11 protein-coding genes are annotated in these 13,325 nt (G+C 67.1%); 9 read left to right on the forward strand and 2 right to left on the reverse strand.

Annotated features, from left to right (window positions below):
- The first annotated feature begins 75 nt into the window (after positions 1-75).
- The gene (locus ACFU8W_RS40780; protein WP_384048962.1) at positions 76-243 is read left to right on the forward strand and encodes a hypothetical protein; all 168 of its coding nucleotides are present in this window, start codon (positions 76-78) and stop codon (positions 241-243) included.
- Here the strand turns inward: ACFU8W_RS40780 and ACFU8W_RS40785 are convergent.
- Positions 240-1,739 carry an APC family permease gene (locus ACFU8W_RS40785; protein ID WP_384048965.1) on the reverse strand — a complete coding sequence of 500 codons (1,500 nt, stop codon included), beginning with the start codon at positions 1,737-1,739 and terminating at the stop codon, positions 240-242. The genes ACFU8W_RS40780 and ACFU8W_RS40785 overlap by 4 nt on opposite strands.
- A 727-nt stretch (positions 1,740-2,466) precedes the next feature.
- On the opposite strand from ACFU8W_RS40785, the gene ACFU8W_RS40790 reads away from it, so the two are divergent.
- From ACFU8W_RS40790 to ACFU8W_RS40820, 7 genes are all read left to right on the forward strand, one after another.
- Entirely contained in the window at positions 2,467-3,387 is a 921-nt protein-coding gene (locus tag ACFU8W_RS40790; protein WP_345517040.1) for a LysR family transcriptional regulator, read from the forward strand.
- 144 nt (positions 3,388-3,531) lie between these two features.
- On the forward strand, positions 3,532-4,743 hold the full coding sequence (locus ACFU8W_RS40795) for a PLP-dependent aminotransferase family protein (RefSeq protein WP_384048968.1): 1,212 nt from the start codon (positions 3,532-3,534) through the stop codon (positions 4,741-4,743).
- On the forward strand, positions 4,740-5,504 hold the full coding sequence (locus tag ACFU8W_RS40800; RefSeq protein WP_384048971.1) for an SDR family NAD(P)-dependent oxidoreductase: 765 nt from the start codon (positions 4,740-4,742) through the stop codon (positions 5,502-5,504). The genes ACFU8W_RS40795 and ACFU8W_RS40800 overlap by 4 nt, the downstream gene beginning before the upstream one ends.
- Before the next feature lie 43 nt (positions 5,505-5,547).
- On the forward strand, positions 5,548-6,822 hold the full coding sequence (locus ACFU8W_RS40805) for an aspartate aminotransferase family protein (protein WP_384048974.1): 1,275 nt from the start codon (positions 5,548-5,550) through the stop codon (positions 6,820-6,822).
- A 5-nt stretch (positions 6,823-6,827) separates the two neighbouring features.
- On the forward strand, positions 6,828-8,306 hold the full coding sequence (locus tag ACFU8W_RS40810; protein WP_384048977.1) for an NAD-dependent succinate-semialdehyde dehydrogenase: 1,479 nt from the start codon (positions 6,828-6,830) through the stop codon (positions 8,304-8,306).
- Positions 8,307-8,363: 57 nt separating this feature from the next.
- Entirely contained in the window at positions 8,364-9,455 is a 1,092-nt protein-coding gene (gene ald / locus ACFU8W_RS40815; RefSeq protein WP_384048980.1) for an alanine dehydrogenase, read from the forward strand.
- 382 nt (positions 9,456-9,837) lie between these two features.
- A complete protein-coding gene (locus ACFU8W_RS40820; protein WP_384049041.1) occupies positions 9,838-11,277 on the forward strand; it encodes an L-lactate permease in 1,440 nt (479 codons plus the stop codon).
- Between the two features lie 277 nt (positions 11,278-11,554).
- Here the strand turns inward: ACFU8W_RS40820 and ACFU8W_RS40825 are convergent, their stop codons facing one another.
- Positions 11,555-12,016 (reverse strand): pyridoxamine 5'-phosphate oxidase family protein, encoded by a 462-nt coding sequence (locus ACFU8W_RS40825; RefSeq protein WP_384048983.1) that lies wholly within the window; start codon positions 12,014-12,016, stop codon positions 11,555-11,557.
- Positions 12,017-12,193: 177 nt separating this feature from the next.
- On the opposite strand from ACFU8W_RS40825, the gene thpR reads away from it, so the two are divergent.
- Positions 12,194-12,808: an RNA 2',3'-cyclic phosphodiesterase gene (gene thpR / locus ACFU8W_RS40830; RefSeq protein WP_384048986.1), complete on the forward strand. Its 615-nt coding sequence runs from the start codon at positions 12,194-12,196 to the stop codon at positions 12,806-12,808.
- The last annotated feature ends 517 nt before the right edge of the window (positions 12,809-13,325 follow it).

The raw sequence follows: 13,325 nt of genomic DNA on the forward strand, positions 1-13,325 counted from the left end.
CCGTCTGGTTGCCGTCCTCGCCTGCAGCGATGACTTTTCGAGCCCTGCAGGTTCGGGCTGCTGACGGACAAGCGGATGCGGCGAGGCGCCCACGAGAACGTCCAGGTCCTGGAGAAGGACATACGTAAATGGCTCAAGATCTGGAACGAAGGCCCGAAGCCTTTCGTCTGGACGGAGACCGCGGACGAGATCCTTGAACGCCTCACCGGATATCTGAACCGAATTCCGGACTCAGGACGCTAGTGCGAGGACACGCCTGCGGCAAGATCCTCTTCTTCGGCAGGGCGGGCCAGGCGGGAGTGCTTGATGCTGTAGCCGAAGTAGATCGCGGCGGCGCCGGCGAGCCAGACGCCGAACATCAGGAACGTGCCGGAGTGGAGGCCGTAGACCAGGTAGAGACAGAAGGCGATGCTGAGGATCGGGGTGAGCGGGTAGCCGGGGACCTTGAAGCCCCGGTTGAGACCGGGCTGGCTGCGACGCAGGATGATCACGCCGGCCGAGACGACGGTGAAGGCGACCAGAGTGCCCAGGCTGGTGAGGTCGGTGAGGGCGTCGAGAGGGACGAACGCCGCGAGGAGCGCGACTCCGACTCCGACCACGACGGTGTTCCAGGCGGGTGTGCCCGTGCGGGGCCACACACGTGCGAAGCGCTGCGGCAGCATGCCGTCGCGGCCCATGGAGAACAGGATGCGCGTCTGGCCGTAGAGCTCGACCAGGGTGACGCTGAAGATGGAGATGATGGCACCTGCGGCAAGCACCAGGGCGGGCCAGCCGTGGCCGGTGACGTCCTGCAGGATCTGGGCGAGTCCGGCCTCCTGGCCGGCGAAACGGTTCGAGGGCTGCGCGGCGACCGCTGCGAGCGCAACACCGATGTAGAGCAGCGTGACCACGGCCAGAGTGATGAGGATTGCCAGCGGCATGGTGCGCCGAGGGTTCTTGGTCTCCTCGCCGGCTGTAGAGACGGCGTCCAGGCCGATGAATGAGAAGAAGATGCTTGAGGCGGCCATACCCACTCCTGCGACACCGTGCGGGGCGAACGGAGTGAGGTTGCCCGCTCGGAACGCGCTCAGCGCCACAGCGACGAACAGGACCAGAATGGTGATCTTGACGCCGACCATGATCGCGTTGACGCGCGCGGATTCGCTGGCGCCGCGGATCAGCAGGATGCAACACAGCACAACCAGGACGACGGCAGGGAGGTTGAAGTAGCCCCCCGAGCCCGGTGGGGCGGCGAGGGCGTCGGGAATGGTGACACCGAAGGTCAGGTCGAGGAGCTTGTTGAGGTATTCGCCCCAGCTCACGGCAGTGGCGGAAGCGGCGACTCCGTACTCGAGCAGGAGGCAGGCACCGACACCGAAGGCTATGCCTTCGCCCATGGTGGCGTAGGCATAGGAGTACGAGGAACCGGCCACGGGAATGGTGGAAGCCAGCTCGGCGTAACAGATACCCGTCAGCCCTGCGGTGATGGCGGCGAGAACGAAGGAGATCAGGACGGCGGGGCCGGCCTCGGGTACCGCGGTGTTGAGGACGAAGAAGATGCCGGTGCCGACCGTACAGCTGATGCCGATCGCGGCCACCTGCCACAGTCCGATGGAGCGCCGCAGGTGAATGCCGGATCGCCCGCCGTGCTCGGGAGCGCCGGGAGGCAGCGCGCCTGATTCGCTCTCCGCGATCAGGGTCGCGACGGGCTTCTTGCGCAGCAGTGGGTTGACTGCCTTGGTGGTGCTGTTGCCTTGCATGTGCACCTTCCTTCGAGGGAACTGTGAGCGGTGAACTACATGGATTCCGCGCCGGGATGACGCGAGCCTGGTGGTCCTGCTGCGGTGGGACGCGGTAGGCCGGACGTGTAGCGGAGAAGAGAAACAGCAGCGTGAGCCTGAGCGGTGGACGAAGGCCGCCGCGGAGGCGGATCACACCGGGTGGGGCAGGTCGGGGAAAGCCTGGGGAACGCCGCCCGACATATTGGCGAGCAGAGTCGGCGTACGTGATGGGCCGGGGCGTCTCGAAGGAGCCGCGTTCGTCGATGACGATGTCGATGAGTAGGGCGATCGCATCGAGCGGGGGAGGGGGGAGGTCCTCGCGACGTACGACCTCGAACGCGGACCGCCTCAGGATCATGGCGGCACCGATGTCCATGTCGGCCTGGGTCGGCTCGAGGGTGTCGGGCAGCGAAAAGAGAAGTCGGCAAGTCGATGACCGCTCCGGCCAATGCTGACGTCATATGCGCCAGAGGGAGAGTTCTTCCAGCCATGCCGGGGAGCGTAGGTTCCCAGCCATGTAAGGAAAAGCGAATCTTTCCGACAGGTGGCTGTTAGCTGAACTTACGCATCGCATTCTCGCCGGCGTGGACACGTAGCCCTCTGCTGCCCTTCAGTGCGGCCCGTACGGCACTGGCACGGAGAGTTACAGTGGTCGCGCGCCGGGCCGCGGAACGCCTTGGCCCGGGCAGACCGGAAGGTGGCTGGTGTGCTCGATCTGCATCGTCTGATGCTGCTCCGCGAGATCAAGTTCCGCGGAAGCATGAGCGCTGCGGCGCGTAACTTGTCGTACAGCCACTCGGCGGTGTCGCAACAGATGAGCCTCCTGGAGAAGGAGGTGGGCGTCGTCCTTCTGGAGCGGGTGGGCCGTGGGGTCCGGCTTACGGACGCTGCCGAGCAGCTGGTCAGGCACACGGAGTCGGTGCTGGCCATTCTGGAGGAGGCGGAGTCCGACCTCACTGCGGGCCTCGGTGAGATCCGCGGCTCGATCACCATCGCCACCTTCGGAACCGTCGCGCGGGCTGTCATCCCGGAGGCGCTGGCCCGGCTGCGCCAGATGTACCCACAACTGCGCGTGGATTTCGAGCAGTACGAGCCCGAGGAGGGCCTGGCTCGGCTCGCAGGCCGGCGGCTGGACCTGTTGATTGCCGACCACTATCCGGATTCGCCCATGTCAGTGGGTGCGGCGCTGGACACACAACTGATCTATCGGGACCCCGTCGCCGCCTACCTCCCCGCCGGTGCAACCGCCGAGTCCGTTTCCGATCTCGCGCTGTTGCCATGGGTCACGGAGCCCCGCGGCACCGGATCATTCGCGTGGGTGCAACAGACATGTCGCAGCGTGGGATTCGAGCCCGACGTGCGGTATCAGTCCGCGGATGTCCTGTTCCATCTGCGACTTGTGGAAGCGGGCTTGGCGGCGGCTTTCCTGCCCGGCCTGGTCGTCCAGGAATCCGTCGGTGGACTGCAACCCAGTCCACTCTTCCCCAGTACCTATGCACGGGGCATCCATGCCATCTCTCGCGAGGGGAGCCAGAACCGTCCCGCGATCACGGCTTGTAAGGCGGCCATCCGGGACGTCATGACGACGGTGTGCGGCCCGGAGCGCCTTCCGAGCCAGGATATGTAAGTTTCACTGACAGCTCATTGTTCGAAACAGTCGCTTTTTCTTTCATAGGGATGTCTCTACGCTCGCAGTGACGGCCGCTCCTGCGCCGCCGACCCAGCCACACTTGATCTCCGGCGGGTCGATCGCTCCCTCCAAGAGGCACTCATGTCTGCGACACACCTTCCTCTGGCACGCCGTGCACCGAACCTGGTCGGCTCGGTCATCGATTCCTCCACCTCACTGCTGGCCTCCCAGACGCACGACATCGTGCGGTTCGCCATGGGTGCGCCAAGCGACGACCTGATGCCGGTGGGTGTCTTCAATCAGTACTACGGTGAATCCACGCCCGGAAAGTACACATACGGTGCCACCGACGGAGAGCCGGAACTCGTCGAGCAGGTGCTGGCCCTGACACAGCTGCAGGGCATCGAGACCTCCCCGGATCGCATCACGATCACCACAGGTGGCATGCAGGGCCTGGACCTTGCCTGCAAACTGTTCGTCGATCCGGGCGACCTGGTTGTCGTCGAAGGACCGACCTACACCAACGGCATCGCCACCGCACTCAGTTACGGCGCCGAGGTGCTGGAAGCTCCGCTGGACGAGAACGGGCTGGTCGTCGAAGAGCTTCCCGAGCTCATCGCGCGGGCCGGCCGGACGCCCAAGGCGATCTACACCATTCCCACCTTCCAGAACCCGTCCGGAGCCACACTGTCCCGGGCCCGCCGCGAGCAGTTGCTCGAACTGGCCGAGCGTTGGGGATCGGTGATCATCGACGACGATCCCTACGGGCTGCTCCGGTTCGAGGGCGGTCCCGTGCCGAGCTTCACCCAGATCGCGCCGGGCCACCCGCTCGTCTTCTCGGTACGTACCTTCTCCAAAATCCTCGCGCCGGGACTGCGAGTCGGTTGGGTCGATGCGCCCACCGAGTTGCAGCAACTGCTGATCAACGCCAAGCAGGCGATGGACACCTGCACGAATGTTCCGGCGCAGCACCTGGTGGCGAACTTCCTCAAGGACGGCCACCTCGACACGCACCTCCGGTGGGTGAAGGGGCTGTACCAAGAGCGGAAGAACGCCATGCGGGACAGTCTGCGGACTCACTTCGGAAACGGAGTCCGCAGCACCAACCCTGAAGGCGGCTTTTTCCTCTGGCTCGCCTTCGCCGGCGCCTACGCGGACATCCACACACAGAAACTGTTCGAGCCTGCCCTGCGGCACGGCGTCGCCTGCATTCCCGGACCGGCCTTCTCCACGACCGGCGCCTTCAGCGACGCTTTGCGGCTGTGCTTCGCCACCTCTTCGCCAGAGCGCATCGACGAGGGCGTCGTCCGGCTCAAGCGGGCTGCCGACGAGATGCTGGAGGGCATAGCATGAGCAGAACTTCTCTCCCGGCCCCTTCCGTCGCCGTCGTTACGGGAGCGACCTCAGGGATCGGCGCGGCCACCGCTGAACGACTGCACCAGGACGGCTTCCATGTCGTGGTGACTGGTCGGTCGCAGGAGCGGGGCAAGGCCGTCGTTGCCGAACTGGGCCCGCGTGCCCACTTCCTCGAGGCCGACCTCACGTCGGACGGTGAGCCGGACCGCCTCCTGCGGCACGTCGCCGACCACGTCGGACGCGTGGACATCGTGGTCAACAACGCTGCACAGGACCACACCGGGGATCTCCTCGACGTCCCCGTCGCTGAGATACGCAGCACGTTCGAGATCAACACCATCGCCGCGATCACCGTGTTGCAGGCGGCAGGCCGCCTGATGCGGGACAACGGCGGTGGCTCGATCATCAACATCACGTCCCGGCTGGCTTCCATCGGTGTGCCGACGATGGCCATCTACAGCGCCAGCAAGGGCGCCATCAAGGCCCTGACCACCGCAGCGGCTGTCGAGTTGGCGCCTCACAACATCCGAGTCAACGCGGTGGCGCCCGGCATGACCCGCACGCCGCTGTACGAGACCTGGCTCGCCGCGCAGCCGGACCCGCACGCCACAGCCGCCGGAGTCGTCGACGGCATCCCGCTCGGGCGCCTTGCCAGTCCGGACGACGTCGCTGCTGCAGTCAGCTACCTCGCGTCGCCCGGTGCCGCGTACATCACCGGAACGACGCTGCCCGTCGACGGCGGCTACACCGCACGCTGAGCAACACCGAGCAACCCATCACACTCCTAGCAGGGAGACACCCATGCCCAATGAGACCCCCCCTGTCCTGGACGGACCCGCCCTATGGAGCGCCCAGGCCCACCTCCCCTCCGTCCTCGGCCGCCAGTTGGTGATCGAACGCGGCGAAGGCTGTTACATCTACACCCGCGACGGCCGCCGCCTGTTCGACGGCACCGCCGGCCTGTGGCACGCCAACGTCGGCCACTCCCGCACCGAGCTGGCCGAGGCCGCCTACCAGCAGATGCAGCAGCTGGAGACGTACCACATCTTCGGCCGCTACGTGAACGACCGGGCTCTCGAACTGGCGGAGCGTCTGGCCGCGCTCTCGCCGATCGCCGATGCCAAGGTGATCCTCAACAGCGGCGGCTCCGACGCCATCGACGTCGCCTGCAAGCTGGCCCGCCGCCACTGGCAGCGCGAAGGACGCCCGACCAAGACGATCGTCCTCAGCCGCGAGTTCGCCTACCACGGTCTTCACGCCTACGGCACCAGCATCGCGGGCCTGGACTTCAACCGCGCCGGATACGGCAGCGAGTCCCTCGTGCCCGAAACCGCGCGTGTGTCCACGTACGACATCGCCGCCGTCGAGCGCACCGTGAACGAGATCGGCGCGGACAACATCGCGGCCTTGGTGGCCGAGCCGATTCAGGGCACAGGCGGTGTCATCCCGCCGGCCCCCGGCTACCTCGAAGGCCTGCAGCGCATCTGCCGCGAGAACGACATCCTCCTGGTCGTCGATGAGGTCATCACCGGCTTCGGTCGCACCGGGCACATGTTCGCCTCCGAGCGCTACCGGCTCAAGCCGGACCTGCTCACCTTCGCCAAGGGTGTGACCAGCGGCTACGCGCCGCTGGGCGGAGTGCTCGTGGCCCCCGAGATCTGGCAGCCGTTCTACCGCGACAACTCCGGGACCCCGATCTTCCGGCACGGTGCCACGTACGCGGGCCACGCCACCGCCAGCGCCGTCGCCCTGCGCAACCTCGACCTGCTGGAGCAGGACAAGCTGCTGCCCCGCGTCAGCAAGCTCGAGACGCTCCTGAGCAGCGAACTGACCCGGCTCCAGAGCCACGACGCCGTCACCGACACACGTGTCGCCGGTCTGCTCGGCGGAGTCACGCTGGCCGAGCACCTCAGCGCCGAAGCGATCACGGACCAGCTCATCGAGCGCGGCTTCATCACCCGTCCGCTGCGCGGCAACACCGTCCAGATCAGCCCGCCGTTCACCACCACGGACGACGAGATCAAGCAGCTCGTCGAGGCGCTCTCCGACGTCCTGACCGAGCAGGAAGGCAACTGACCTCCATGACCACTGTTCTGACCGCTGATCAGACCGCAGTGACCGCGTCCGAGAAGGTGCTCGCCCGGCTCAAGCCGGGAGCCGCCGGAGCACGCGGCAGTCTCACCGTCCACGACCCGTTCGACGGTTCCCCGCTCATCGATGTGCCCGACCACGATGCCGAGCAGGCCATCGACGCAGTGGTCCGGGCCGACGAAGCCGGCCGGGCCTGGGCGGCCACGACGCCCCGACACCGGGCGGACGTTCTGCGCCGCTGGTACGAGCTTCTCGTCGCCAACGCCGAGGACATCGCCCTGCTCATCACCCGTGAGATGGGCAAGCCGCTCGCGGAGGCCCACGCCGAGGTGACCTACGGCAGTGACTTCGTCCGCTGGTACGCGGAAGAGGCGGTCCGACCGGCCGGCAACCTGCGTGAGGTGCCGACCGGAGGCGCCCGCCTCTTCACGCGGCGCGCTCCCATCGGGCTGTCCGTGCTGATCACACCGTGGAACTTCCCGCTCGCCATGGCCACGCGCAAGATCGCGCCCGCGCTCGCGGCGGGATGCCCCGCCGTCGTCAAGCCTGCTGCGCTGACCCCGCTCACGACCCTGTTCGCGGTTCAACTGGCCGTTGAGGCCGGTGTCCCCGCCGACCTGGTCCACGTGGTGACCACCAGCGACGCCTCCGGCTTCAGTACCGCCGTGCTGGCGGATCCCCGCGTGCGCAAGGTGTCCTTCACCGGTTCCACGGGCGTCGGCAAGGTGCTGCTGAGGCTGGCCGCCGACAACGTCCTCAAGAGCTCGATGGAACTCGGCGGCAACGCGCCGCTTCTCGTGTTCGACGACGCCGACCTGGACCGTGCCGTGGACGGTGCCGTGGCCGCGAAGCTGCGCAATGGCGGCCAGTCGTGCATCGCCGCCAACCGGATCCTGGTGCAGGACGGAATCGCCGACGCGTTCACCGAAGCCCTGGCCGAGCGCCTTGCCTCCGTGCGCCTGGGCAGTGGGCTGGCGCCTGGAGTCCAGCTCGGTCCCGTCATCGACGACCGCGCGGTCGCCCGGCTCAGCGGCCTCGTCGAAGACGCCACCCAGCGTGGAGCGAAGCTGCTGACGGGCGGGTCCGCACCTCAGGGTCCCGGAACGTTCTTCGAGGCCACGGTCCTGGACGAGGTGCCCGCGGACGCAGATGTGGTGACTACGGAGATCTTCGGACCGATCGCTTCAGTCCAGCGCTTCTCCACCGAGGCCGAGGCCGTCGCCCGGGCGAACGACACCGAGTTCGGCCTGGCGGGATACGTCTTCACCCAGGACCTCGACCGTGCCTTCAACGTGGCCGACCGGTTGGCGACCGGCCTCGTCGGCATCAACCAGGGCGTCCCCTCCAACGCCGCGGCCCCGTTCGGCGGCGTCAAGCAGTCCGGCCTCGGCCGCGAGGGAAGCGGCGAGGGCCTGGAGGAGTACCAGGAGATCCGCTTCTACAACCTCGCGCTCCGGCCGACCGACTGAGACCCATCCACTCGCCACTTCACCGGCGAGTCATTCCGCGAGAAACGAGAAACAAGCATGCGCGTTGGCGTTGTCAAGGAGATCAAGACCAAAGAGGCCCGCGTCGGCCTCACCCCCGCCGGAGCGGCGGTGCTGGTCGCGGATGGCCACGAGGTCCTCGTGGAGCAGGGCGCGGGTGTCGGCGCCGGCTTCGACGACCACCTGTACGAGCAGGCGGGCGCCAAGCTCACCTCGCGGGAAGATACCTGGAACGACAGTGAGCTCCTCGTGAAGGTCAAGGAGCCCATCGCCTCCGAGTACGGCTTCCTTCGCGAGGATCTGACCCTCTTCACCTACCTACACCTGGCAGCGGACCGCCCGCTGACCGAGGCGCTCCTCGGCGCGGGCACCCTGTCGATTGCGTACGAGACTGTCCAGGACGCCACCGGGCTGCCCCTGCTGACCCCCATGAGTGAGATCGCGGGACGACTTGCCGCCCATGCTGCGGCGACCTACCTCACCGCGCCAGAAGGTGGCCCCGGTCTGCTGCTCGGAGGGTCGCCGGGCGTCACGCCTGCCCGCGTCGTGGTGATCGGCGGCGGCGTCGTCGGTACCCAGGCCGCCCTGCTCGCGCTCGGCATGCAGGCAGAGGTCACCATTCTCGACACCTCTGCCCGCCGTATCCGCGAACTCGAGGCGCTCTTCGGCGGACGCGCCCGGGTCGTGGTCTCCGACCCCGAGTCCCTTGCCCGCGAACTCGCCCAGGCCGACGTCGTCATCGGCGCCGTCCTGGTGCCCGGCGGAGCGGCGCCCAAGGTCGTACGCCGCACGGACCTCGGGCTGCTCAAGCCCGACGCTCTGCTCATCGATGTCGCCATCGACCAGGGCGGCGCCTTCGAGTCGTCCCGCCCCACCACCTACGCCGACCCCATCTACATCGAGGAGGACATCCGGCACTACTGCGTCGCCAACATGCCCGGCGGCGTTCCGCAGACCTCGACCCGCGCCCTGACCAACGCCACGTTCCCCTACCTCCGCCGTCTTGCCGCCGACCCCGCCGACGCGATCGTCGGCGACCCGGCTCTTGCTCTGGGCGTGAACACCCGAGACGGAAAACTGACACACCACGCGGTGGCCCTCGCTTTCGCGGACCTCCCGCAGCAGGACTGACCTGATCCCGGCCCACGAGACGGATCCACCGGTCCACCCAACCCGATTCAAGACCGCGTGCCGCCCGTGGGCCGTGCACGGCGGGGCATGCCCGGCTGACCACGGACCCGTAGCCGGACATGCCCCGCCCGATGTTCCGCACCTGTCCAGGCCTTCCATCTCAGGATGTTGGAGGCCGGTCTGGTGGCTGCCGCCCTGCCCAAGGGTTGTCCCGTAATCCCTGGCGGGCGCATGACGACAGCTAGGGCACCTCGCTGCGTTGTCGGAACGCCCGAATACGCCCGGTCACCCTCAGTCGTGTGTTCCATCGTTCTGCATTTCGGTCGGTGGGCTCTGCGCATTTCGGCAGCGAGATGAAACCACCACGAGAAGAGTGCATAGAGTGCATGCTGTCCTGGCTGCGACCCCGCCCGTCCTGGCCCTGGTCCTCATTCTGTCCCGGCGCTTTTGCCCGGAAGGTGTGGCGGCGGCCATCCTCGTTCTGTCGGTCGTCATAGCGGTCACGGCTTTCGGCGCGAGATTTTCCGATTTCGCAGGCGAATATGTGGATATCTCTCCCACTCTGCTGGAAGTGGTCCTCATCCTCCTCGGCGGGACGCTGCTGAACAAGCAGTTGACGGCCGTCGGCGCCTACGAGCTTGTCGCGGACTGGATTCAGCGATTCAGCGCCGACCGGTCGCGGTCGGTTCTGCTCATTTGTCTCGGAATCACGCCGTTCGCGGAGTCGGTGACGGGATTCGGTATCGGTATCGTCGTGGCGATTCCCCTGCTGCTGGGGCTCGGCTTCACCCGGTTCCAGGCGGCTGCGCTGGGACTGTTGGGGCTTGTGCTCGTGCCATGGGGCGCCCTGGCCCCCGGCACTCTGGTGGCATCCGAGCTGACGGGAGTGGGGTTCGACCGGCTGGGCATGGATTCGGCCCTGCTGACGCTGCCGGTCTTGTTGCTGACGGGGCTGGCAGCGTTGCTGATCGGCTGCGGTCGGCGTATGGCGCTGCGCAGACTGCCTGAACTGCTGGTCGTGGCAGGCCTTTTGTGGGCGGGGGTCCTGACGGCCCAAGCAGTCGCGGGCACATCACTGGCGGGGGCGCTCGGATCGTTGGCCGGTACCGCCGCGGCTGTCGCGCTGATCTGGTTCCGGGACGGCTCTGGTCCCCGGCCCAGCCGTGCGATCGGAGTCGTCCTGTCCCCTTACGGCCTGCTGCTGGCCGGCCTGTTGGGCTCGCGGCTGCTTCTGGCCGTGTTCGGCTCCCAGGGGCCGGTCCCGACGGTGGTGAGCAGCCCGGCGTTCTGGCTGCTGATGACCTGCGCTGCGGCCCCGTGGCTGCTGGGTGGAAAGGCTCGCGGGGGTGAGCCGGTGGTGGCCGCGGTACGCCAGTGGTGGCCGGTTGCACTGGCCACTGCCCTGTTCCTCCTGGTCGGGGCCACGTTGGCGGCGTCCGGCATGAGTGCGGAACTGGCCCGCACCGCCGCGGGGCTGGGGCGTCCATACGTTGCGCTCGCGCCGTGGACCGGCGCAATGGGCGGCTTCCTGACAGGATCGACCACCGGCGCGAACGCCATGTTCGCCGCCAGCCAGGCAGGGGCCGCGCATTCGCTGGGCTACTCCGTGCCCACTCTGGTCGCCCTGCATAACGTGGCCGGCTCGCTGCTGACGATGGCATCGGTGCCACGCGTCGTGTTTGCCTTGGAACTCACCTCCGCCGGAGGGAGTGCGGCAGGATCCAAGCCGGGACACTCCGAACTCCACCGGCTGCTCCTGACGATCCTGGGCATCGATGCAACCGTTCTCGTGGTTTTCTCGATGATCGCTCTCATGGCCTGAGCCCGCCCGACATGGCATGAGCGAAACCGTCCGGCTCACCTCAAGCCAGAGGTGAGGTTGAACCGCCCCGGGTTCGACAGGTGCGCTGGGCTCTTCCAATGCAGCAAGTGTGGTGCCATCGCTGGATCGGGTGAGCTTGTGCAAGCGGGAACGGATCGCCGACGACGCCCAACTGCATCTTCGAGCTTCCTGAGGGCGCAGCTCAATACGGGACGGGGGCTTGATACTCCAGCTGTAGATCGTGTTTTGAGAGAGGCGCGTCGGCGAGGGACGGCCGTTATTCCAGCCACATCCCGTCGCGCATGATGACTCTCCCACGTAGTTCCGGCTCGCCGCGCCAAGCGCGCACAGTCCTCGGGACCACGCGTACATACAGAAAGGAACCGTCTTCCACGCGTGGATCCCACCCGAACTTGTCGGCGAACGCCTCCGCTGCGCCTCCAGGCACCTCCTGGTCCGGGAAGCACTCCGCCTCACCCTGGAGGAGCACCACGTCGAAGGTGTCCGGTAGCGACAGGCGCACGCGCGGCTCTTTGCGGACGTTTCGCGCAGTCACGGAAGTGGCGCTGGTGCACATCCACACGGCTCGCCCATCCCACAAGAACCACAGCGGCACCTGGTGCGGCCCGTGATCAGGGTGAGCCGTCGACACCCATACATCCCGCTCGGTGACGAGCCGCTCCATAACGTCGCGCATGCGCTCCGCCGTCTGGCGACGAACGATTCCTGTGGTCTCCATGAGGACTGACCCTAGCCAAGCAGGCGCGAAGCGCGCCTGAGGCGCAGGACCTACTACCAGCGACCGATGAACCGTTCCCCGGCCGTGATGCCGCCTGCCGGAAGTGGCTTCCTCGTCATCGCGACCGCGAGCACCTCTCTCGCATTGCCTGGGCCGGCGGCTGTGTCCACTGCCCCGATGCGGTACGAAGTCCGTGTGAACGAACAGACTCAGCCCGCGACCGTTCGCGTGTTCATCGCCCTTGCCCCGCCCGATCATGCGAAAGAGGAACTGGCCCGGGAGCTGCGCCCCGCCTATGACACACACCCTCACATGCGGTGGAACCGCATTGAGGACTGGCACATCACCCTGGCGTTCCTCGGGGAGCTGCCGGTCGGGACAATTCCGCTCCTGCGCCCGCCTCTCGCCGGCCTCGCAGCGGACCGCCAACCCTTCTCTTTGGCATTGCGCGGCAGCGGGAACTTCGACGACCGGGTGCTGTGGAGCGGAATCGACGGAGACCTAGATGAACTGCACATGCTCGCCACCGATGTGCGTAGCGCGGTCAAGAGCTGCGGTGTCGCCTTCGAGGACCGTCCCCTGCGCCCACATCTGACATTGGCCCGTGCCCGCCGGGGAGATCGGTCCTCGGCACGGGAAATCGCCGAAGGGTTCGCCGGATTCACCGGCCGCCGCTGGCCTGCCGAACGCCTGCACCTGGTCGGCAGCAACGTCGGCCGTAGCCGTGGACCGATCCACTACCGCGACATCGAGGCTTGGGCCCTCGGCACCGGGAACTGCACTGGATCCTGAACGAACCAGCCAGGGCAGCCGGCCGGCAGGCAGTGATCGACCTGCGATGAAATGGTCGAGTGCGGTGCGTCGTCCGGGGCTGGGGCTCACCATTCCATCACCGCGTTCCAGGGGGCCGGTGCCGGCGGGGCTCGGTGGCACCGGTCCTGGTCCGTTGTCACGGGACACCTGTCACATGCAGGTCGTGACTGACTTGTCCGGGCTCAGCCGGCCTGTGTCTGGCATCCCCGCCGGAGCTTGAGCAGACCAGAGGTCCTCCGAGCTGATCCGCGACCCGTATCAGGATGTCTGGGTACGTTTTCACAGCCTGCCGGAGTCGAAGCGGTACGCGGAGGACGAGAGCGAGTACACCGTTGTCCTGGAGCGTTACAACACCGTCCTCGATGAGTTGTTCGCTGGTGCGGACGTGTATGTGATCACTCCGCTCTGGACGACCGAAGCCGAATTCCTCGCCACGTCCGAGGAACGGGACCGGATGGGTCCGCGCCGGGACAGATAGGCCATGCCTATACAGGGC

This window comes from Streptomyces sp. NPDC057565, assembly GCF_042801455.1.
In the GTDB taxonomy this organism is placed as follows: Bacteria; Actinomycetota; Actinomycetes; order Streptomycetales; family Streptomycetaceae; genus Streptomyces; species Streptomyces yanii.